Genomic DNA, 21548 nt, shown 5'->3' on the forward strand with positions numbered 1-21548 from the left:
TGCAAGCCGCCGTGCCATAACGGCAACCTGCAATTTCGGGCGCAAATCTGCGTCTGGGCTTATCCACAGCTCTGTCATAGGTCCCTGCGACAGGATGGTTCAGCACCTCACCTGACCTTTTGAAAGAGCCATTAATGAATATCCTGATCATGGTTGCGGCGGATATCGCCGCAATTTTTTTGCTGACCTTCGGCCTGTACCTCCGCCGTCACCGCCGCCGGGACTTGGCTGTCTCTTATCTGGGCATCAACATCGGAGTGTTTGCCGTGGCGGCATCGCTGAGCGGGTCAGCGGCGAGCGCCGGTCTCGGGCTGGGACTGTTCGGTGTGCTTTCCATCATCCGGCTGCGTTCCACCGAGCTGGAGCAGCATGAGGTGGCGTATTACTTCTCCGCACTGGCTCTGGGCCTCATCTCCGGTATCGGCAGCAGCCCGCTGTGGCTGGCTCCGGCGCTGATGGCACTGATCCTGGCCGTCATGTTTGTGGGCGACCATCCCTGGGTCCTCCCTGCCTACCGGCATCAAACCGTTGTCCTGGACCGTGCCATTGCAAGGGAAGACGAGCTGCATGCCCGCCTGGCCGAGGTGCTGGGCGGAAAGATCCATGCTGCCACCGTGACCGAACTGGACCTGGTCAATGACAAGACGTTCGTCAACGTCAAGTTCTCCATCCCCGCCGTTCCGTCCGGTTCTTTCAGCTCCGCCACGGATCCCGCGTACTCCCGGGTACCCGGCGCAGCACCTCTGGCCGACGACGACGCCGCCGGCGAGCGGGCGGATCCAGCCTTCCCCGCCCGCATCTCATGAACACGGCTCCTGCGTCCGGTCCGAACCTGCGGCTGACCTTTGCCGATACCCTCCCCGCCGTCGGGCTGGAGGAACTCAACGGGGCCGCAGCGCTCCAAACCCGGGTGGACCGTAAATATCTGGTGGATGCCGCTCTCGCAGACCGCATTCTGGGGACCCTGCCGGACCGTGCACTGGTCCTGGAAATGGGCGGGAGACGCTCCTTCACCTACGACTCCGTATATTTCGATACTCCCGGACTGGACAGCTATCTGCTGGCGGCATACGGCCGGCGGCGCCGCTACAAAATCCGCACCCGAACCTATGTGGACAGCGCAACCAGTTTCCTTGAGGTCAAGACCGAAGGAGCCCGTGCGGCCACCGTCAAGGAGCGGATTCCCTACGCCGGAGAAGACCGCAGCCGGATCACCGCCGAAGGGCTGGAATACATAGCGGAAACCCTCGCCGCTGCCGGGCCCCTGCCGGATCTTGGTGCTTTGCAGCCGGTGCTGGAAACCGGTTACGCGCGGACCACTCTGTATCTTCCCGGGTCAGGAAGCCGGGCCACCATCGATTCCGATGTCACCTGGGCCCTGCCGGGACGCCCCGGCTGGACGTTGGACCGGAAGGTGGTTGTCGAAACGAAATCGGGCTCCACCGCCGGAGCGCTGGACCGCCATCTGTGGGAATACGGTGTCCGTCCCTCCCGCATTTCCAAATTCGCCACCGGCCTGGCCGCCCTCACTCCACGACTGCCCGCCAACAGGTGGCACCGCACTCTCATGCGTGATTTTCCGCTGCGTCCGGCAACTGCCATTTAACTTTCTTTCCCCCTGCAAGGAGCAACACCGTGTTTTCATCCCTTTCGGCTTCCCCCGGATCCGCACTCAGCAGAGCAGTCCGTACCCCCTGGCCGCGCACCGTCCTGACTGCCACTGCCCTGGCCGCTGCCCTGGGTCTGGCCGCCTGCTCAACCTCCGGAGCCGGCAATTCCACTGGAGCATCCTCCAACGGAACATCCACCGGTGCAGCCTCATCGGCAGCAGTGGCTTTTTTTGACGACAGCCAGGTGCATGACGTGAGTGTGCACTTCAACGACGAGGACTATCAGGCAATGCTCGCTGCCTACTCCGAGTCACAGGACAAGGACTGGATTTCCGCGACGGTGACGATCGACGGAACCACGCTGGAAAACGTGGGGCTTCGGCTCAAGGGCAACTCCAGCCTGATGGGCCTGTCCGGCGGGCAGGGCGGCCCACCCGGTGCCGCTGGGGCCGATTCAGCGGCTGAAGCCCAAACTGGGACCGAAACCGAAACACAGACCGAGGCACCGGCGCCGGACAGCGGCGACGGGGACGGCACGTCTGACTCACCCGAAACGCTTCCCTGGCTTATCCGCACCGACAAATTCGTGGACGGGCAGCAGTACCAGGGGCGGACTGACCTGGTGGTCCGCGGCAACAACAGCGAGTCGTCCCTGAACGAAGCACTGGCCCTGGAGCTGACGGGCGCCGCTGATCTTGCAACACTCGAGGCCTCCGCCGCACGGTTCAGCGTCAACGACAGCAAGCAGGAGCTGCGCCTGATCATCGAGAACCCGGACGATGAGGAATGGAACGAGGAGACCTTCGGCGGGGACGGCAGCATCTACAAGGCTGAAAGCGGAGGCGACTACAGCTACCGCGGCGACAATGCCGAGGACTACAAGGATGTCTTTGAGCAGAAGACGGGCGAGGAGGACCTGCAGCCCGTCATGAAGTTCCTCGACTTCATCAACAACTCCTCCGATGAGGACTTCAACAGCCGGCTCGGGGACTATCTGGACACTGACGCTTTCGCCGCTTATCTGGCTGCCCAGGACCTCATGGGCAACATGGATGACATCGATGGGCCCGGCAACAATTCCTATCTGCGCTATGACTCCGGCACGGGCCTGATGACGGTTGTCACCTGGGACCTGAACATGACCTTCGGATCCATGGGCGGCGGCGGCATGCCGGGTGGAGCAGAGATGCCCGACGGCGGGCAGCGGCCGGAGGGGATGCAGCTCCCCGAAGGGATGCAACTGCCAGACGGGATGCAACTGCCAGACGGGATGCAGCTCCCCGAAGGAGCAGCACCGCCCGAGGGGATGCAGCCGCCCGAGGGCATGGGCATCCCCGGCGGTGCCGGCGGCGCCGGGATGAGCAAGGAGAACGCCCTGGCCAGCCGCTTCCTGGCCGATACCGAATTCAAGGCTCTCTACGAGTCCAAGCTGGCAAGCCTGCGGACCGAGCTCTACGATTCCGGGGAGGCGCAGGAGATCCTCGATAAGTGGACCAATCTGCTCACCGAACAGGCAACCGACCTGGTGCCCGCCGAAACGGTCCGGGAAGAAGCAGCGAACATCTCGAAGTTCTTCACTGCGGATGCGGCCCCGGCTGCGGAAGGCTGACCGATTCAACTGCCATCAAGTCAGCGGTAAATTGAGCGGCCCGGAAGAAATTCTCCGGGGCCGCTCGGCACCTTAAGCCAGATTAGGCCGGGGTTCCGATCATAGGCACCGTCTCGAGCATTGATCCGAGTTCGGCCATCAGCACCGGCGCACTGCCGAGCGAATATGCGTTCTGGCGGCCCCACAGGAAGTATCGGTGGATCGGGTAGTCAATGTCCGCGCCCATGCCGCCGTGCAGGTGCTGGGTGGCATGTACTACGCGCAGCCCGCCGTGTGCCGCCCACCAGGAGGCAACAAGCGATGCCGCTTCCGCGCCGTCGTCGTTCTGATCAACGAGCCAGGCAGCCCGCCGGGTGGTGAGCTTGATGCGCTCGGCGTCCAGATGCGCGTCCGCTGCGCGTGCCGACACTGCCTGATTGGCGGAGAGCGGGCGGTTGAACTGGATCCGCTCAGAGGTGTACGCCGCGGTGATGGCGATTGCTTCCTCGCAGACCCCCGACTGCACGGCGGCCAGGGCAATCCGCCCCAGCATGCGGGCCTGCGCAATGGCCGCCCCGCCGCCCGGAAGAACCTCGTCCACGCTGACCTGCACCGAAGTGAGCGTGACCGCCGCGGCAGCTGCATGGTTCGTCATGGAAACGCTCTCGCGCTGGACGCCATCCCGGTCCGTCGGCAGGAGCACGGCAATCACGCCGCCGTCCGTCATCACCGGAACCAGCAGGGCAGCGGACTGCAGTGCACCCGGCACTGCCGTCAATGTGCCGCTGATCCGCCAGCCCTCGCCGTCGCGTTCGCCGCGGACTGCGTTGTCACCGTCCACGCCGGCATCAATGGCTCCCACCATCAGGTGCTTTCCCTCCAGGAACCCGGGAAGCCAGCGGTCCCGCTGTGCGGGCGTTCCCCAGCGCACCAGGGGCAATGCGGCCATGGCGACGGCGGCCGCAAACGGAACGGGGGCAACCCGCCGTCCCTGCTGCTCCAGTACCGCTACGAGGCCCAGCATCCCCAGGCCGGAACCGCCGTGTTCCTCCGGCAGGGCCAACCCGAGGATTCCGGTTTCAGCGAGGATGCCCCACAGCTCCTCGTCGTGGCCGCCCTGCCGGGATTCCACGTCCCGGACCCGCACGGTGCTGGCCAGTTGTGCAAAGACTTCCCCTGCAAGCTGCGCTGCCTCGCGCAGGTCCTCATCGAGTTCGAACTGCATTGGTCTCTTCCTTCTTCTCCTGGCGGCGTGCCGCAACTGTCATTCCCAGCGCCTTGGCGGCAACCAGATCGCGAAGGACCTCGTTGCTGCCCCCGCCGAAGGTGTTGTTCTGGGCGCGGCGGGCAAGTGTTTCCACCCGGCCGTTGATGGCGGCGCCCGTGGAACCGGTCCGCAGGAGACCGGCCACCCCCAGCACTTCCTGCAGCTTGCCGTACACCTCCACCACGCTTTCCGTTCCGATCACCTTTGCTGCGGCTGCGTCGCCGCCGCCCAGGGTGCCGGCAGCGACGTCGGCCACCAGCCGGAGGTTCACGAGCTCGGTTGCCGAAAGCAGCGCGTACACCTCAGCGAGGGTGGAACGCACCCACGGTAGGTCCAGGACGTGGCCGGAACCGTAGGGTTCGGTGCGCGCCCATTCCAGGACCTGGCTGAACAGTTCGTTGGCGATCCCGCCGCGGGCCGCCAGTGCGACGCGCTCGTGGTTGAGCTGGTTGGTGATCATCCGCCAGCCCTCGTTGAGTTCGCCGACGACGTTGCTCAACGGCACCCGGACGTCCTCGTAGTAGGTGGCGGCGGTGCTGATGCCGCCCACGGTGTGGATCTCGGTGGCGGAGAATCCCGGGGCCGTGGTGGGTACCATGACCACGGAAATACCCTTATGGCGCGGTGCGTCCGGATCCGTGCGGACGGCAAGCCAGATCCAGTCCGCGAAAATGGCGGCGCTGGTGTAAAGCTTGTTGCCGTTGATGACCAGCTCGTCCCCTTCAATCCGCGCGGTGGTGCGCAGCGAGGCGAGGTCGGTGCCCGCACCGGGCTCGGAGTAACCGATGGCAAACATCAGCTCGCCGGCCAGGATCGGAGGCAGGAAGAACGCTTTTTGCTCCGCCGTGCCGTACTTCATCAGCGCGGGGGCCACCGTGTTGAGGCTGACCAGGGACAGGGGAGCGTTGGCCCGGATGACTTCGTCGTAAAACACAAACTGGGCCTCGGGATCCTCGCCGCGGCCGCCGTATTCCACGGGCCAGCCAAGTCCCAGCCAGCCGTCGGCGCCCATCTGCTTCAGGATCCGGCTGAAGGTCGGGCCGCCTTCGGTCTGTTCCACGAGGTCGCGGGCATCCTCCGCGCTGATGGTCCGGGCGAAGTAGGCACGCAGGTCAGCGCGCAGCTGCTTCGATGCGGGTGAAAGATCGGGGTTCATTGTCGCTCCTGGGCTTCAGTGGTCGGTGGCAAGGATGAGTGCGCTGTGCGGCACGGGTGAACCGCCGGTGACCAGCACGTTGGCAAGGTCTTTGGGCGGCTGGTTGACCGACGTGCCGCGGATGAGCCGTACGCCCTCCGCGATGCCGTTCACGCCGTGCAGGTAGCCTTCGCCGAGCTGCCCGCCGTGCGTGTTGATGGGCAGGGTGCCGGTAAGTTCCAATGCGCCGTCGGCAATCATGTTCTTGGCTTCTCCGCGCTTGCAGAAGCCGTACTCTTCGAGCTGGAGCAGGACCATGGGCGTAAAGGCGTCATACAGGATGGCGGCGTCAATGCCCTCGGGTCCGTGCCCGGCCTGCTGCCACAGCTGCCGGGCCACCAGCTCAACCTCGGGCATCTCGTCGATGTTCTCGCGGTAGTAGCTGCTCATCGAGATCTGCTGCGGCCCCACGCCCTGCGCCGCAGCGGTGATGATGGCCGGCGGATGCGGCAGGTCCCGGGCGCGTTCGGCACTGACGATTACCAGCGCCTGGCCGCCGTCGGTTTCCTGGCAGCAGTCCAGCAGGCGCAGCGGATCAGCGATCATCCGCGACGCCTGATGGTCTTCGATGGTGATGGGACGGTTGTGGAACCAGGCCCGCGGATTGTTGGCCGCATGTTTGCGGGACAGCACTGATATTTGGCCGAAGTCGGCGCTGGTCACCCCGAACTCCTGCATGTAGCGCCGGGCCAGAAACGCTTCCTGCGCCGCGGGCGTCAGCAGTCCGTACGGATTGATCCAGTTGCGGTACTCCTGGTCGGTGGTGTTGGCGTAGGCGAACTGCGGGGGCCCGGAGCCAAAGCGGTGGCCGGAGCGTTCGTTGAAGGCACGGTAAACGACGACGACGTCGGCAACTCCGCTGGCTACGGCCATGGCCGCCTGCTGCACCGGTGCGCAGGCCCCGCCGCCGCCGTGCGGAATGCGGCTGAAGAATTTCAGCTCCGGGATGCCAAGGGCCCGGGCCACGGCAATTTCCGGATTGTTTTCCATGGAAAACAGGGAAAAGCCGTCTACTTCCTCCACGCCGATCCGGGCATCGGCCAGTGCCGCCAGCACGGCTTCGCAGGCCAGCCGCCACTCGCTGCGCCCGGAGTCCTTGGAGAATTCGGTGGCTCCGATGCCGGCGATGGCAGCTTTGCCGGGGAAGCCGCTCATGCTGCGGCCTCCTGCTGCACGGCCAGCTTGACGGTTGCCGTGACATGGGTGCCGCGGGCATGCGAGCCGGTGACCTTGACGGTGACCGGCTCCTGGTCCTGCGCTTCACGCGCGGGGTGCAGGACCTCACCGGTGAGGTGCAGGACATCGCCGGGGTACAGGGGCATTCCGAGGCGGAGGGCAACCGACAGCAGCCGCGCGCCGGGCCCGGCCCAGTCGGTGATGTACCGTCCCACCAGGCCGTTGGACGTATTGATGCTGATGAAGGTGTCCGGAGATCCGCGGCGAACTGCCGCACCCGGGTCGTGGTGCACGTCTTCGAAGTCCTGCGAAGCGATGGCTCCGGCGACAATCAGGCTGCGGTCAACCGGAATGTCGAGCTCGGGCAGCTGATCTCCGGGGGTGAATCCGTTCATGCTTCTGACACTCCTTGCTGCGGTTCCACGTTTTCCTGCCGGCCGTTCCGCGCGAGCCGCAGCCGGGGCAGCATCTCACCGTGGGCGTGCTCGGCGAAATACACCTCCACAGGGCAGTCGGTCGAAAGGTCCGCCAGGTCAGTGGGTTCGAAATCGGCCACCAGACGGGTTCCGGTATCCAGATCGACAAGGCCCACCAGCAGCGGGTAGGTGAAGGCAGGGTCCTTGGGGTGATGCACCACGGCCCAGCTGTGGAGGGTGCCCTGCCGTGAAGATTCAACCGAGTCCCATTCGAAGGAGCGGCACCGGGGGCACGCGGGGGCCGGCGGATGGCGGAGCGTTTCGCAGCCGGTGCAGCGCTGGACAACCAGGCGGCCCTCGGCGGCGGCGTCAAACCAGAACACGTTGTCCTGCGTTCGGACGATCGGCGGAACTGCCGTGCCCGGCGCTGTCTGAGTATCTGGGGCTGTCATGAGTTCTCCTTGGGCCGGAACCGCAGCAGCGTGAACTTCTCGGTGGCAACGGTGTGCTGTTCGGCGTCTTCATAGCGTTTTCCGAGCGTGATGAAAAAGCCCTCGCCGAGTCCGGTCTTCTTGGGCCCGACGACGGAATCGATCGTGATGTGGCAGGTAATATCCACGCCCACGGTCAGCTCCAGCTCATAGTTCTGCTCCATCTGCGTGGCAACCACTGAGGTGTATCCGGCCTGGTCCAGTAGGAACAGCAGCTCTGCGTAGGGGGTGGCTTCCACCACGCCCTCAGCCCGGGCGCGCTGGACGTCGCGCCAACGGCGGTACCCGGACATGACCCAGGTGGAAACCATGGCCGGGGGAGCGATGATGCCGCTGCGGCCCCTTTCCCGTGCCGCGGCGCCGTCAACGTAGACAGGGTTCCGGTCATCGAGGGCTTCGGCCCAGTTGCGGATCATCGCCTCCGAGACCCCGTAACGGGCAACGCGGGGAGGTTCGGCAACGGTGCCGGCAAAGCGCTGGAGCTCCTCGGCGCTGAGGGTGCTGAGGGTGCTGAGGGCGCGATCCGAGTTGTCAGTGGTTGTCATCAGACACCTGCCCCGACGAGGTCCTGCGACGCGGCCGGGAGGGAATTGATACGTCCGGCGGCAACAAACTCCGCCCGGATGTCCTCGCGCTGCTCTTCGCTGAGCGGCCGGAACGGGCTGGTGCGGTCCTGCGCCCACCACACGCCGTCGGCCTCCCACGCCGTCCGGCGCAGCGGAGCCTTGTCGATCTTTTCGTTTGCGGTGACCGGAGCCTTGTCGATGATGCGGACGAAGGCGGGGCGCCACTTGGTGCCGAGGGCCGGCTGGGCGTCGAGGAAGGCAGCAAATTCTTCCGGATCGAAGCTGCAACCCGGGCGGAGGACCAGGGCGCACATCAGCCGGTCGCCGGTCTGCGGATCGGGAACGGCGAAGGCATGGACGCCGGATACCGGCGGATACGCCGAAATGATCCGTTCGACGGGAGCGGTGGAGAAATTCTCGCCGTCGACACGGAGCCAATCGGAGGTGCGTCCGGCGAAGTAGAAGTACCCGTCCTCGTCCCGGTACGCGAGGTCGCCGGTCCAGAAGTCCTCCCCGCCAAAACGCAGGCGGTCCGCCATCGCCCCGGGATTGTTGTAGTAACCCTCAAAGCGCGGGCCGGCTCCCACCACCACGATCTCTCCGATGGCTTCCTCCGCGTTGAGCAGCCGGCGGCCGGAGTCGAACCGGGCCCGCGGGCACTCGGCGCCGTCGTCCGAGCGGATCTCCACCGTCATCCCGGAAGCGGGAAGCCCCAGAGAGTCCGACGGCGCCCCCGGCACCGGGACAATGCGGACAATTCCCTCGCTGGAACCAAATCCTTCCCGCAGTTCGCAGTTGAACCGTTTGCGGAAGGCCTCGGCTTCGGCCGGGGATGCCTCCGAACCGAAGGCGACCTCCAGGGAGTTCTTGCCGTCGGCCGGGTCCTCGGGCTGGGCGAGCACATAGCTGAGCACGCGTCCCACATAGTTGAGGAAGGTGACGCCGTGTTCGCGGATGTCTCGGGAAAAACGGCTGGCGGAGAACTTCCGGACCATGACCACCGTGGCACCGACTTCGGCGGCGGTGGCGAGGTTCATCATGATGGAGTGGCCGTGGAACAGCGGCAGGTGCAGGTAACTGACCGACCCGCGGTGCAGTGAAATGCGGTCCTTCATGGTCAGGGTGAGGGCGCCAAGGCGGCCCTGCGTGCAAATCACTGCTTTGGGGGCTCCGGTGGAACCGGAGCTGAACAGGAGCAGATACAGCGAGGCGGGATCGGGAAGTTCGGCCGGCAGGGGAGCGCCGGCATGGGCGGCAACCAGCCGAGCGTAGTCTTTGGACTCGACGTCGAAGATACGGCCGGCCGGCAGCGGCAGCTCCGGGCGGTCTTCCGCCTCCAGATACAGAGGTTCGCTGATGAGAAGGTCGCAGTCGGCGTGCGCCATGTCGTGGGTGAGTTCGCTGCCGCGCCGGGTGGGATTGATGCCCACGGCTACGTCGCCGCTCAGCGCTGCCGCCAGGAGCCAGAAGACAAAGTCCGGCGTGTTCTGCAGCAGGATACCTACGTGGATCTGGCTGCGGCCGGCACCGGGCTCCATCCCGTCCAGAATGTCTGCCCTTGCCGAAGCCTCCGCGACAACCTCGGCCCAGGTCCAGCTCCGCCCCTCAAAACGAAGGCCGACATGCTCGTCCTGTGCGCGGCTTCGAACCACTTCTGCGTACGTTCGCACGGCATCCTCTCCATTTGTCACTGCTCGTTCCGGTTTACGCTAGGCGAAGTTTCACGGCGCTTGAGGTTGGTCCCACTGGGTGGAATTCGGACGACGGCGACCGGCAGCCAGCGGCTTCACGGCGGCGGGCGCCCTGCTAGCCTGACCAAACATGTGCTCGCTACAGAGGGAAGCCGATGCTCGCCGACCTGGCATTTTTTTCGTTCGTTGAACTCACCGATCCCTCCTCGCACGAGGCCTACAACCGCTGGCACCAGCTGGACCATCTGCCGGAGAACCTCGCCCTGCCCGGCGTGGCCTGGGGCGACAGATGGGCCCGGGTCCGGGAAGGGGACTCCGGGCCTGCGCCGGAATTCCCGCAGGAGCCGGCGGGGAAATCACCGGTCAGCGCCGCGGACTACGTCGCGATGTACTGGTTTCGAGATCCTGTCCGGGAGAGCGTCGCGGCGTGGGACCGCCTCGGTGAAGCCTCTTTCCAGTGGGGCCGCGGCCCCATCATTCCGGGTGTTCGGCGCCCGCTGCTGGCATTCTTCCGTCCGGTGAAGGGCTATGCGGCGTCTCGGGTCCTGGTGGGACCGGATGTGCTGCCCTACCGCCCCAACCGCGGCCTGCACCTCACCCTGACGCGCTATGCGGACCCGCACGGGCGCCGGACTCACGACTGCTTTGCGTGGGAGGATACCCGGCTGATTCCGGAGCTGCTCGACGTCAGCGGAGTGGCCGGAGCCTGGACTTTTTCCTTCAGCCACCCCCAGCAGCACGGCACGCTGCCGTTCAGCGGGGTGATGGAGGAACCTCCGGGCGGACTGCGCATCCGCCTGCTGTATTTGGACGGTGATCCGGTATTCACCGGCGAAGCCATCCGGGCTGCCGAACACAGTATCAACGCTGACCCCGCGGCGCCGAAGAGTGTCGGAGAGGTGCTGTTTTCCGCTTCGCTGTGCAGCATCAATCCTTGGGAGCAGTCATGACCGCGGGCAGAATCAGCAGTGAAGGTGTCCGGCCCACCAGCGCGGCCCAGCATGCTGCCCTGCGGGCCGGGCGGCTGCCGGAGCCGGAGCCGGTGGCACGGGATGTCTGGGCCATCGCCGCGCCCATCCCCGGAGGAGGCGTCAGCTATACGCTCACCTACGTTCTGATCTCCGGCAAGGCGTTCCACCTTCTGGACCCGGGCTGGGACTCGGCGGAAAACCTGGCTGCCCTCGTCGCGTCCCTGCAGTCAATCGGCCTGCCGCTCGAACAGCTCTCCACGATCATCGCCACGCATCATCATCCGGACCACCTCGGCATCGCTGACCGGCTCCGGAACATGACCGGTGCGCAAATTGCCTTCTCCCGGGCCGAACGTGAGGTGCTGGCTCATCAGCTGGGTCCGTGGCGGCGCGACAGGGAGGCTTATGCGCGGGTCCTGAAGGAATGGGGTGTTCCGGCGGAGCGCCGGGAAGAGCTGGAGGCCTCCTTCAGGCGGGCACCAATGTTTGCTGATGTTGAACCGGACATTTTGCTCGAGGATGGTCAAACGCTGGACCTGGGCGGCCACCGTCTGCTGCCGTTGGCGACGCCCGGCCACACCGGAGGGCATCTGTGTTTCGTGGACAATGACCGGCAGGTCATGTACGGCGGTGACCACGTCCTGCCGCAGATCTACTCCGGCGTGGGGCTCGGTGCCCTTCCCGATGCCGACCCGCTTCCTGATTTCCTGGCATCGCTGCAGAGGATGGGGCGGTGGAACGACTACGAGGTCCTGCCCGGCCACGAGTACCGTTTCCGCGGTTTGTCCGCGCGCGCAGAAGATATAGCAGCCCACCACCTGCGCCGCACCCGTTCCGTGGCGGACCTGCTGCCGGAGCTGGGGAACGCCCCGGTGTGGGAGTACGCGCAGCGCCTTCACTGGACTCCGGGCCGGGACCGGCTTGAGGGCTTCTTCCTGTACTCGGCCCTCCGCCAGACCGAGATGCACCTGGAGTTGGCGCGCAGCGGCCGGCTGGAGAAACTGCTGGCGGATCATCAGGGGTCAGCCGGCAAGGCACTGGCGCAGGATCCCGGGGATGCGGACGGGGCGCTGGTCCGCGGACACCGTAACCAGCCAAGTGGAGGCTGTGGCCACCAGGGTCTCATCGGCACGGCGCCGCATGTCGAAGTCGAAGCGCACCGAGGATGTGCCGATCTCGCCCAGCCTTAGTTCGATGGTGATCTCATCGAAGAGGCGGGCGGCGGCGAGGTAGTCGCAGTGCGTTGCCCGTGAGACGGTCCACCAGCCAAATCTCGCCAGGAGGGTGTCCTGACGCAGGTCCTGCAGGAACAGCCATTCCGTTAGCAGCGCTTCCATGCGGGGGAACCAGGCCGCGTAGTAGAGAATCCCGGCCGGATCGGTGTCCGCGTAGCTCAGCCGCCGGGTGTGCTCATGCAGCAGCGGCGGGTGTTCACCCGTCGTCGTTTCCGAAATACCTGCCATTTTTCCGTCCTCCCTGACCTTGTGGGGTCAGACCGTATCACCATGCGACAAACAAGCACTTGTTTGGTACGGTAAACCATCCGCACCGTTGCGAGAAGAGGGCAGGAAACCAATGTCGATCACAATCGATCTCACAGGATGGGTCGTACTTGTCACAGGAGGCGCCCGCGGCGTGGGTGCCGGCATTGTGGACGCCTTCGTCGCGGCCGGCGCCGTGGTGGAAACCTGCGGCAGGTCAGAGCCGGATCCGAAGTTCCCCGGGCCTGCATCACCCTCGGTGCACTTCAGCCGCCTGGACGTGCGCGACGACGAGCAGGTGCGAGGCTGGGTGGCCGACGTCGTCGAGCGCCGTGGGCGCATTGACGTGGCCGTCAACAATGCCGGCGGATCGCCCTTCGGCCGTTTCGAAAGCGGTTCCGCACGGTACCAGCGGGCCATCACTGAACTGAACTTCCTCTCAGCCGCACATGTGGTCAGCGCCGTGCACCCGGTGATGATGGGCCAGGAGCAGGGCGGGTCGATTGTCAACATCACCTCCATCAGTGCCCGCCGGCCCAGCCCGGGCACAGCCGTCTACGGTGCCGCAAAGGCAGCGCTGGAGAACCTGACCGGCAGCCTCGCGGTGGAGTGGGCGCCGCACATCCGGGTCAACGCCGTCAGCTGCGGGCTCGTGGCCACTGAAGGCGCCGCGGAGCATTACGGCGACGCTGAAAGCTATGCCCGGGTGGCGGCAACGATTCCCCGCGGAAAGCTGGCCGATCCCCGGGAGATCGGAGACGCCGTCGTCATGCTGGCGTCGCCGCTCTCCAGCCACATCACCGGTGCCGTCCTGGACGTAGACGGCGGCGGCGAGTGGCCGGCCTTCCTGGCGCACACTCCCAACGCAGATGTACTGAACCTCACAGAACCAGAAGGAGCACACTGATGACCGAAGCGGTAATTGTTTCTGCAGTCCGTTCGCCGATTGGCCGCGCCCACAAGGGCTCGCTGCGCGGAATGCGCGGCGATGACCTCGCAGCCCAGATGGTCCGTGCGGCACTCGACGCCGTTCCCGGACTGGATCCGGCCGGCATCGAGGACCTGATGATGGGATGCGCGCAGCCGGCGGGGGAGCAGGGCTACAACATTGCCCGCATGGTTGCCATGCAGCTTGGCCTGGACAGCGTTCCCGGAACCACCGTGCACCGGTACTGCTCCTCCTCGCTGCAGACCACAAGAATGGCGCTGCACGCCATCAAGGCAGGCGAGGGCGACGTGTTCATCTCCGCCGGAGTGGAGACCGTGTCCCGCTTTGGCCTCGGCAAATCCGACGGCATGCCGGACACCAAGAACCCGGCATACTTCGATGCAATGAACCGCACCGCCGCCCAGGCCAAGGACCCGGAGGCACGCTGGAGCGATCCCCGCGAACGCGGCGAGCTGCCGGACATCTACATTGCCATGGGTGACACCGCGGAAAACGTTGCCCAGCTGCGCGGCGTCTCCCGTGCCGCACAGGACGAGTGGGCGGTGCGCAGCCAGAACCGCGCCGAGGCGGCCGCGGCCCGCGGTTTCTGGAAGACAGACATCACGCCGGTCACCCTGGCCGACGGGACTGTGGTCTCCGAGGATGACGGCCCGCGTGCCGGCGTCACGCTCGAGAAGCTCTCCGCTTTGCAGCCGGTGTTCCGCGAGCACGGCACCGTCACGGCCGCCAACTGCTGCCCCCTGAACGACGGCGCCGCCGCTCTGGTGATTATGAGCGACCGGCGCGCCGCTGAGCTGGGCCTGACCCCGCTGGCACGGATTGTTTCCACCGGGGTTGCGGCCCTGACGCCGGAACTGATGGGACTGGGCCCGGTCGAAGCCGTGCGCCGGGCCCTGGGCAACGCGAAGATGTCCATTTCCGACATGGACATCATGGAACTCAACGAAGCCTTTGCCGCCCAGGTCCTGCCGTCCATTGATGACATCGGCATCGACCCGGACAAGGTCAACGTCAACGGCGGAGCCATTGCCCTGGGCCATCCGTTCGGCATGACCGGTGCACGCATGACCACCACGGCCATCCATGCCCTGCAGGAGCGCGACGAGCAGTTTGCGGTGGAAACCATGTGCGTGGCCGGCGGGCAGGGCATGGCGATGGTCCTGGAGCGGCTGAGTTAACGAAAAGGGAATCAGGGCCGCGAACGCTGCTGCGGCCCTGACCCTACTCCGCCGTGCTTTTGGCTGCGGCCGCCGCGGTGCCGGTGTTTTTGGCGCGTTCCCGGCCGGCGCCGCGGGACGTCAGTTCCGGCGCCGGCTTGGCGTAGAACAGTGAGGCCAGCAGTGCCACGATAATCACCGCTGCAGGCAGGTACAGCGATTGGCCCATGGCCTCGGAGTACCCGGCCTTCAGCGCTTCCGGGAAGGCACCCGCGGCCGGTGCCGTCCCGCCGTCGGCCGCGGCGCCGCCCAGGTGGGCGGTCAGCCGTGACGTCATGACTGCGGCAATGGCGCTGCTGCCGATCACTGCGCCGAACTGGCGGGTGGTGTTGTAGACGCCGGACCCGGCGCCGGCGACGTCAGGCGCCAGGTTGCGGGTGGCGGTCAGTGACACGGAGGGCCAGATGCAGGCGTTCGCCAGGCCCATCAGCAGCATCGGCAGGACCAGCTGCCAGTACGGCACATCCGGGCTGAGCAGGGCGCCGAGCCAGATCAGCGACGCCGCCATGGCGGCGAAACCGAACACGGCAATGAACTTGGGGTTGCCGCGCTGCACGGTTTTGCCGGCTATCGGCGCCAGGACGCCGGACAGAATCGCCATCGGGGCCAGCAGCAGGGCGGCCTGGGTGGGGCTCAGACCGCGCACGTTCTGGGCGAAGAGGATCAGGGGCAGGGAGAAGGCCGTCACCGCGAAGCCCATGCCGGTGATGGAGATGTTGGCCAGGGAGAAGTTACGGTCCCGAAAGAGCTTCAGCGGAAGCAGCGGTTCGGCGCGGTTCAGGCGCTGCCAGAGGACAAACAGGGCCAGCAGGACAACGCCGGCGATGATCAGCGACCAGACGGAGACGGGTCCGGCGATGGTGCCCCAGTTGTAGCTCTCGCCTTCCTGGATGCCGAAGACCAGCGCGAACATGCCCGCCGCGCTGAGCAGCACGCCGAGGTAGTCGAAGCGGTGTACGGCGGTGGAGAGCTTCGGAACCAGGCGGTAGGCCAGGATGAAGCCGACGACGCCGACGGGGACGTTAATGAAGAAGATCCATTCCCAGCCGAGCGCGTCCACCAGGACGCCGCCCAGGATGGGGCCAACCAGGGTGGCGACGCCGGCTGTGGCGCCCCAGAGGCCCAGTGCGGTTCCGCGCTTTTCCGGCGGGAAGATGCGGGTGATGACGGACATGGTCTGCGGGGTCATCAGCGCCGCACCGAAACCCTGGAAGACACGCGCCACGATAAGGGCGTCCACGCTGTGCGCGAAGCCACACCAGAGGCTGGACAGGGTGAAGACCACCAGTCCGATCAGGTAGACCCGGCGCGGGCCAAAGCGGTCGCCCAGCCGTCCCGTGATCAGCAGCGGCACCGCGTAGGCCAGCAGGTAAGCGCTGATCACCCAGATGACCTGGTCCAGGCCGGCACCCAGGTCCTCCATGATGGCCGGGGTGGCGATATTAACGATGGTGGAGTCCACCAGGATCATGAAGAAACCGATGACCAGGGACCAGAGGGCGGGCCAGGGCTTGATGGTGTCCGGCTGGAAAGCGCCGGGTTTGAGGTTGCTCAAAATGTGTAACTGCCGTTTCCGAGAGAAGTAGGTAGGGGACCCGAGGGATCCGGAGTCCATTGTGTACCTCATCTGCGGCCGAACAAACCCGTCGCCGGTAGCCGGGGTTCCAGTGAGCCGCCCAGTTTCTTAGCTGCGATCCCCGCCGGCGCTCAGCCGGCGCCCGGTTCCAGGCCCCGCAGTTCCGACTTCATGATTTTGCCCGTGCCGTTGCGGGGAAAGTCGTTGACGATCACGTATTCGCGCGGCAGCTTGTAGTTGGCCAGGCGGGTTTTGCAGAAGGCCAGGAGATCATCCGCCGTGGGTCTCGGATCTGCATCCTGCAGCAGGGCAACGTAGGCACGGCCCACCGATCCCATGCGCAGGTCGTCAATGCCCACCACCGCGGATTCGTTCACGGCCGGATGCTGGCGGAGCACGTTTTCGATTTCCGCCGGGTAGACGTTAAACCCGCCCACAATGAACATGTCCTTCAACCGGTCGGTGATTTTCAGGCAGCCGTGCTCGTCCAGCCGGCCAATGTCGCCGGTGTGGAACCAGCCCTGGTCATCCACGGCGTTGGCCGTGGCCTCGGGGTCATCGAAATACCCCAGCATGACGTTGTCGCCGCGGAGCAGGATTTCGCCGTCTTCACCGACAGGCAGGTCGTTCCCGGCTGCATCGGCCACGCGGATTTCGACGCCGTCGACTGCCGGTCCCGTGGTCTGCTTTGCATGCTCCAGGGACTCGCCGGGCCGGGACAGTGTTGCCACCACGCATTCGGTCATGCCGTACGCCTGCGCCACGGTTCGAAAACCGAGCACTTCCGACATGTCCCGGAACAGTGACTCCGGTGCCGTTGCCGCGCCCGCAATGGCGAAACGCAGGGATGAGGTGTCGTAGGTCTTCAGGTTCGGGTGGTTCAGCAGCGAGGTGAAGATGGTGGGCACGCCGGGCAGGACGCTGATGCGCTCTTTCTGGACCAGATCCAGCAGCGCCGAAGCATCGAAGGTCTCCACCGGATAGACTGTTGCCCCGGCCAGGAGCGCGGCGATCACGCCCGCTTTGTAACCGAAGCCGTGGAAGAACGGGTTGACGACGGCGTACCGGTCCTCGGCGGACAGCTCCGCACCCGCTGCCCAGGCCCGGGCAACGCCCAGTGTCTGCCGATGCGCACTCATGACCCCCTTGGGCAGGCCGGTGGTTCCGGAGGTGTACAGGATGTCGACGACGTCGTCGGGATGCACGGCGGAGGAGGCTGCCGTGAAGCGTTCCTCCTCGCCGGCACCGGCGGCGAGGAAGGACTTCCAGGTGCTTTCGCCGGGCTCGTCCGCTGTGCCGTCCAGCCGTACGACAAGCCGCACCGCAGGCAGGCCGGGCACCGGAACGGCAGGCGCCTCATGCCCACCGCCGTCGTGGTCGCTGTCGCAGTCGCCGTCGCGGTCCCCGGCCGCGGTGCGCACTGCGTCCAGCGGCTGCCGGCCCAGGAATTCGTCGGCAACCACGAGCACCGACGCGCCGGAGCGCCGCAGGATCATGGCCGCCTCATGGCCCGTGTAGCGGGTATTCAGGGGCACCACCGCCGCTCCGATCGACTGCGCACCCAGCATGGCGAGAATGAATTCCAGGCGGTTGGGGGCCCAGAGGCCCACCCTGTCGCCGGGGCCTACGCCGTGTGCCAGGTAGGCGCGCCCGGCCTCGCCGATCCGTCCGCTGAGTTCACCATAGGAAACGGCGGTGTCACCGGAGACCACGGCGGGGTGGTCGCCGAGCCTCGCCATGTCGGCAAGCAGCTGGGGAATGGTCCGAGCGTCAGAAAGATGCATCGAGGAATCCTTTCATTCCATGTGACAAAAAACGCAATGGCGCGGCTAATACATTAACGTGCCTAAAATACGGGAGAATTGAGCAAATGCTTGGGTGAATTCGTACATGAGGAGAAATGATGGCAACGCGCAAAAAACCGGAATCCGGTGCCGGCGAGCAGGGTCCCGACCGGCGGGAACAACTGCTGGCCATTGCCGCCCGCCTGATAGCCACCCGCGGATACTCCGCGACGACGGTGCGTGACATTGCCGATGAAGCGGGCATTCTCTCGGGCAGCCTCTACCATCACTTCTCCTCCAAGGAAGCGATCCTGGAGGAAATCCTGCGGTCCTTCCAGGGCGGACTGCGGCAGCGGTCGGAGGAGATTGCCGCCGCCGGCGGCGGGCCGCGGCACGTCTTTGACGAACTCGTCCGGACTGCATTTCTCACCATCGAGAAAGAACCGGATGCCGTTGGCATTTACCAGAATGAGGCGGCGTTTCTGGCCAACCTTCCCGGCTTCGAGTTTGTCGCCGAGGAAGGCGCCCGGATTGAAACGATCTGGCAGGACGTGATCCAGGAAGGCCAGCGCGAGGGTGTCTTCCGCGCCGACCTTGACTCCGCCATGACGTACCGCTTCATCCGCGACGGCGTCTGGTCCACGGTGCGCTGGTTCCGCCCCGGCGGCCGGCACTCTGCTGAAAGTGCCGGCCGCAACTTCCTGAAACTGATCCATTCCGGGCTCCTGCAGGACTGACCGGAGAGAAGGGCTAGTTCGCGACTTCGCGGGTCCTGGCCCCGCGGGGATCCAGGACCTCGCGGATCAGGCGCAGCTCCTCGTCCGTGGGGACGCGCGTCAGCGGAGCACCCCCGACGTCCAGGTGGAAGCCCGTGTTGTCCGCCACCGCCTGCGGGTCCACGCCCGGATGGATGGACAGGACGGTCACCCGGCCGTCGTCGTAGCCCAGCACCGCCAGGTTGGTGACGATGACCCCAAGGTGATGGAACCGCAGCACCTGTCCTGCAGCCCGCGCACGGTCATTGCCGACGCCGGAGACCATGTCCACCGTCTCCACAAACAGGCGCGTGCTGTGTCGGGAGACCCAGTAGTCCACGCGGTGATTGGCGGTGTTGCCGGGAGCGCCGCGCACCCCGATGAGCTGGCGCTTGGGCTTGTTCCAGTCGCCGATCAGTGAGATGTTCTGGTTGCCGTAGCGGTCAATCTGGCTGGCACCCATCATGCTCTGGCGCCGGCCGGTGGCCACTATGTCAAAGATGCGGCTGAACGGTGCCCAGCCCTCGATCACTCCGCCGGCGGCGGCGGCCTTTCCCAGGGGCGGCGGCTCGCTCATCATGAAAGCCTCGCCGTCGCTCAGCACGAGGTCCGGTGAATGGGTGAGTTTGGCCAGGCGGGCTCCGATGGTGGGAATAGTCCCGACGGCGTGGGCGAGAAGCTCTCCGGACTCCCGGTAGGTGTCGGAGCATGCCGCGATGCAGATTTCTGCGATGGTGGCTTCTGCGGTCATTTCTATTTCTCCTGTACGGCATGGAATCGGGCAACGGCGTCCTGGTAGCCTGCCTCGTCACCGCTGAGGAACTCGGCGACGAACTTCCGCCAGGTCTCGGGGTCCTTTGCCGAGCTGGCGTAGTGCCGCTGGAACGCCTCGTCCCGGCCGTAGTCCGGCTCGCAGGTGGTGAAGTGCGCGCCGCGCGGGGTCTCGATGACGCCGGTGACGTACATGCGGCTGAGCATCAGGGTGTGGAACGAGCCCTCATCCAGCAGGGCGTCCGTTTCGACAATCCGTTCGGTGGTCACAAAGGTGCGCTTGGCTGCCATTGCGAACAGATCGTCAAAGTAGGGGTCCGGACCGAGGAACTGGGCGTTGCCGCCGCTGTCCGCCCGGTTGACGTGGATCAGGGCAACGTCCAGCTCAATGGCGGGGACCGCGAGGTACTCGTCGTCCGAGTACGGGGAGGCCACCGTTTTCAGGTGCGGATTGGCGGCCACGACGTCGGAGCCGATTCCGGCCACGGTGGGCAGGAAGGAGAGGCGCTGCGCCGCGGCCCGCAGGCCGGTCACGAACATACCCTCGTCGTATTCGTTGATTTCCAGATCGCCGCGTTCGCGCGCCGCGGTGAAGAGCGGGTCCAGGGGAATGCTGTCCAGCGAGACGAAGCCGTAGATCAGCTTGCGCACCTTGCCGGCGGCCACGAGCAGGCCAACATCCGGACCGCCGAAGGCGACGACGGTGAGGTCGGTGACGTCGCTGCGCAGCAGCTCCCGGACGGCAGCCATGGGCTTGCGGCGAGACCCCCATCCGCCGATGCCGATGGTCATTCCCGACTCGATGGACGAAACCGCCTCAGTAAGTCCGATTCTCTTGTTGGGCATCCGCTCCTCTTTTCCCGCATCATTGCGAAACCTAGCGCTTGTTTGGCTGTCAGACTAGCACGGCCTGCCTGCTGGGGATGATCCCCAGCATCATGCCCAGGCGGCGGCGGTGGTCCCGGGCCGAGCCGAACAGCTGGCCGGTGGAATGGGCCCGCTTGAAGATGAGCTGTGCGTCGTGCTCCCAGGTGATCGCGATGCCGCCGTGGATCTGCACCGTTTCGGCGGCGACGGCTTCCAGGGCATCCGCGCACCAGGCGGCTGCCGATGCCGCCCGCTCCGGCAGATCGGCGGCATCTGTTCCGGCAGACCATGCCGCGGCCCAGGCAGTGGTGCGGGCTGTTTCCACCTGCACGAGCATGTCCGCCATCCGGTGTTTCAGCGCCTGGAAGGAGCCGATGGCCCGGCCGAACTGCACGCGCTGCTTGGAGTATTCAACGCTCATGTCCAGTCCGCGCTGCGCCGTCCCCACCTGCAGGCAGCTCACTGCCACGATGGCGATGTCGCGAATCTTCTCCAGCGACCTCTCGGCATCGAGCCGGAGGGCCCGGGCCGGAACCTGATTGAAGGTCAGTGCTGCGAACCGGATGGTCGTGTCGACGGCGGGAGTGTTCACCCGCTGGACCGCCGCAGGATCCAGTACTTCGAACAGGCCCACCCCCTCGGCGGTAGCCGCAACGGCGATCAGCGTATCGGCGCTGACACCGTCGAGCACCAGGGTTGCCGTTCCGTTCAGCGTCCACTGCCCACCGGCATCGGCGGCTTCAGCGGTGGCAACGATGCCTGAGCGCGTGGTGCTCCAGGCGCCGCGCTCATCCGCCCAGGCCAGGGTGGCGATGCTGCTGCCTTCCGCGAGGCCCGGAAGCAGCCGTTCCCGGGCCGCGTCATCATCTGCCTCCAGGATGGCAGCTGCGGCCAGCACCCCGGAGGCCAGCAGGGGGCTGGGTGCAAGGTTGTATCCGAGTGCTTCCAGGACCAATCCGGTTTCGAACCAGGTGAATCCGGCTCCGCCGTATTCCTCCGGCACGGCGAGGGAGGCCACGCCCACCTCTTCGGCCAGGGTGCGCCAAAGACCGGCGTCGTAACCCGCCTCCGACCCGGCGGCGCTGCGCACCGCAGCGGAGGAGGCGTGACGGCTCAGCACGGCGCGGACGGTTTTGACGAGCTCATTCTGCTCATCGGTCAGTGAGAAATCCATGGT

Annotated in this window: 20 protein-coding genes and 1 pseudogene; 8 read left to right on the top strand and 13 right to left on the bottom strand. The window is 65.9% G+C overall.

What is annotated here, in order from left to right:
- Window positions 1-134 precede the first annotated feature (134 nt).
- The 3 genes from AC4D2W_RS02545 to AC4D2W_RS02555 are packed head-to-tail and all read left to right on the top strand — an operon-like array spanning window position 135 to window position 3219.
- Complete coding sequence (locus tag AC4D2W_RS02545; protein WP_490925341.1) at window positions 135-806, top strand: DUF4956 domain-containing protein; 672 nt, start codon at window positions 135-137, stop codon at window positions 804-806.
- Window positions 803-1606, top strand: coding sequence for a polyphosphate polymerase domain-containing protein (locus AC4D2W_RS02550; RefSeq protein ID WP_490925342.1), 804 nt, complete (start codon window positions 803-805; stop codon window positions 1604-1606). Before AC4D2W_RS02545 ends, AC4D2W_RS02550 begins: the two co-directional genes overlap by 4 nt.
- A 29-nt stretch (window positions 1607-1635) precedes the next feature.
- Window positions 1636-3219 carry a CotH kinase family protein gene (locus AC4D2W_RS02555; RefSeq protein ID WP_490925343.1) on the top strand — a complete coding sequence of 528 codons (1584 nt, stop codon included), beginning with the start codon at window positions 1636-1638 and terminating at the stop codon, window positions 3217-3219.
- Window positions 3220-3301: 82 nt separating this feature from the next.
- Here AC4D2W_RS02555 and AC4D2W_RS02560 read toward each other — a convergent pair whose 3' ends face one another.
- From AC4D2W_RS02560 to AC4D2W_RS02590, 7 genes are read right to left on the bottom strand one after another with little or no spacing between them, the layout of a single operon-like run.
- A complete protein-coding gene (locus AC4D2W_RS02560) occupies window positions 3302-4423 on the bottom strand; it encodes an acyl-CoA dehydrogenase family protein (RefSeq protein WP_490925344.1) in 1122 nt (373 codons plus the stop codon).
- Window positions 4404-5621 carry an acyl-CoA dehydrogenase family protein gene (locus AC4D2W_RS02565; protein WP_490925345.1) on the bottom strand — a complete coding sequence of 406 codons (1218 nt, stop codon included), beginning with the start codon at window positions 5619-5621 and terminating at the stop codon, window positions 4404-4406. Before AC4D2W_RS02565 ends, AC4D2W_RS02560 begins: the two co-directional genes overlap by 20 nt.
- A gap of 15 nt (window positions 5622-5636) precedes the next feature.
- Window positions 5637-6815 carry a lipid-transfer protein gene (locus AC4D2W_RS02570; protein ID WP_490925346.1) on the bottom strand — a complete coding sequence of 393 codons (1179 nt, stop codon included), beginning with the start codon at window positions 6813-6815 and terminating at the stop codon, window positions 5637-5639.
- Window positions 6812-7231: a hotdog family protein gene (locus AC4D2W_RS02575; protein ID WP_490925347.1), complete on the bottom strand. Its 420-nt coding sequence runs from the start codon at window positions 7229-7231 to the stop codon at window positions 6812-6814. Before AC4D2W_RS02575 ends, AC4D2W_RS02570 begins: the two co-directional genes overlap by 4 nt.
- Window positions 7228-7704 (bottom strand): Zn-ribbon domain-containing OB-fold protein, encoded by a 477-nt coding sequence (locus AC4D2W_RS02580; protein ID WP_490925348.1) that lies wholly within the window; start codon window positions 7702-7704, stop codon window positions 7228-7230. Before AC4D2W_RS02580 ends, AC4D2W_RS02575 begins: the two co-directional genes overlap by 4 nt.
- Entirely contained in the window at window positions 7701-8288 is a 588-nt protein-coding gene (locus AC4D2W_RS02585; protein WP_490925349.1) for an FAS1-like dehydratase domain-containing protein, read from the bottom strand. Before AC4D2W_RS02585 ends, AC4D2W_RS02580 begins: the two co-directional genes overlap by 4 nt.
- Window positions 8288-9979 carry an AMP-binding protein gene (locus AC4D2W_RS02590; RefSeq protein ID WP_490925350.1) on the bottom strand — a complete coding sequence of 564 codons (1692 nt, stop codon included), beginning with the start codon at window positions 9977-9979 and terminating at the stop codon, window positions 8288-8290. Before AC4D2W_RS02590 ends, AC4D2W_RS02585 begins: the two co-directional genes overlap by 1 nt.
- Before the next feature lie 176 nt (window positions 9980-10155).
- On the opposite strand from AC4D2W_RS02590, the gene AC4D2W_RS02595 reads away from it, so the two are divergent.
- Together AC4D2W_RS02595 and AC4D2W_RS02600 are read left to right on the top strand one after the other, a co-directional pair.
- On the top strand, window positions 10156-10950 hold the full coding sequence (locus AC4D2W_RS02595; RefSeq protein ID WP_490925351.1) for a hypothetical protein: 795 nt from the start codon (window positions 10156-10158) through the stop codon (window positions 10948-10950).
- A pseudogene (locus tag AC4D2W_RS02600) lies at window positions 10947-11723 on the top strand (MBL fold metallo-hydrolase); the annotation flags it as partial. The gene AC4D2W_RS02595 and the pseudogene AC4D2W_RS02600, both read left to right, overlap by 4 nt.
- Before the next feature lie 270 nt (window positions 11724-11993).
- Here AC4D2W_RS02600 and AC4D2W_RS02605 read toward each other — a convergent pair.
- Window positions 11994-12434, bottom strand: a complete 441-nt coding sequence (locus AC4D2W_RS02605) for an acyl-CoA thioesterase (RefSeq protein WP_490925352.1) — start codon at window positions 12432-12434, stop codon at window positions 11994-11996.
- 112 nt (window positions 12435-12546) lie between these two features.
- Here AC4D2W_RS02605 and AC4D2W_RS02610 point away from each other — a divergent pair, with 112 nt between their 5' ends.
- Both AC4D2W_RS02610 and AC4D2W_RS02615 read left to right on the top strand, forming a co-directional pair.
- Window positions 12547-13359 (top strand): SDR family oxidoreductase, encoded by an 813-nt coding sequence (locus tag AC4D2W_RS02610; RefSeq protein WP_490925353.1) that lies wholly within the window; start codon window positions 12547-12549, stop codon window positions 13357-13359.
- The gene (locus AC4D2W_RS02615) at window positions 13359-14579 is read left to right on the top strand and encodes an acetyl-CoA C-acetyltransferase (RefSeq protein WP_490925354.1); all 1221 of its coding nucleotides are present in this window, start codon (window positions 13359-13361) and stop codon (window positions 14577-14579) included. The genes AC4D2W_RS02610 and AC4D2W_RS02615 overlap by 1 nt, the downstream gene beginning before the upstream one ends.
- A 43-nt stretch (window positions 14580-14622) precedes the next feature.
- Here the strand turns inward: AC4D2W_RS02615 and AC4D2W_RS02620 are convergent, their stop codons facing one another.
- A complete protein-coding gene (locus AC4D2W_RS02620) occupies window positions 14623-16173 on the bottom strand; it encodes a DHA2 family efflux MFS transporter permease subunit (protein ID WP_490925355.1) in 1551 nt (516 codons plus the stop codon).
- 152 nt (window positions 16174-16325) lie between these two features.
- The gene (locus AC4D2W_RS02625; protein WP_490925356.1) at window positions 16326-17978 is read right to left on the bottom strand and encodes an AMP-binding protein; all 1653 of its coding nucleotides are present in this window, start codon (window positions 17976-17978) and stop codon (window positions 16326-16328) included.
- Between the two features lie 119 nt (window positions 17979-18097).
- Here AC4D2W_RS02625 and AC4D2W_RS02630 point away from each other — a divergent pair, with 119 nt between their 5' ends.
- Window positions 18098-18715 carry a TetR/AcrR family transcriptional regulator gene (locus AC4D2W_RS02630; protein WP_490925357.1) on the top strand — a complete coding sequence of 206 codons (618 nt, stop codon included), beginning with the start codon at window positions 18098-18100 and terminating at the stop codon, window positions 18713-18715.
- Window positions 18716-18728: 13 nt separating this feature from the next.
- Here AC4D2W_RS02630 and AC4D2W_RS02635 read toward each other — a convergent pair whose 3' ends face one another.
- Genes AC4D2W_RS02635 through AC4D2W_RS02645 form a run of 3 tightly spaced genes read right to left on the bottom strand, consistent with a single transcriptional unit; the run spans window position 18729 to window position 21545 of the window.
- Entirely contained in the window at window positions 18729-19484 is a 756-nt protein-coding gene (locus tag AC4D2W_RS02635) for a CoA-transferase subunit beta (RefSeq protein WP_490925358.1), read from the bottom strand.
- A gap of 2 nt (window positions 19485-19486) precedes the next feature.
- Entirely contained in the window at window positions 19487-20350 is an 864-nt protein-coding gene (locus tag AC4D2W_RS02640; protein WP_490925359.1) for a CoA transferase subunit A, read from the bottom strand.
- Window positions 20351-20399: 49 nt separating this feature from the next.
- A complete protein-coding gene (locus tag AC4D2W_RS02645; protein ID WP_490925360.1) occupies window positions 20400-21545 on the bottom strand; it encodes an acyl-CoA dehydrogenase family protein in 1146 nt (381 codons plus the stop codon).
- Window positions 21546-21548: the final 3 nt, after the last annotated feature.

This window comes from Arthrobacter sp. TJ-58, assembly GCF_058269295.1.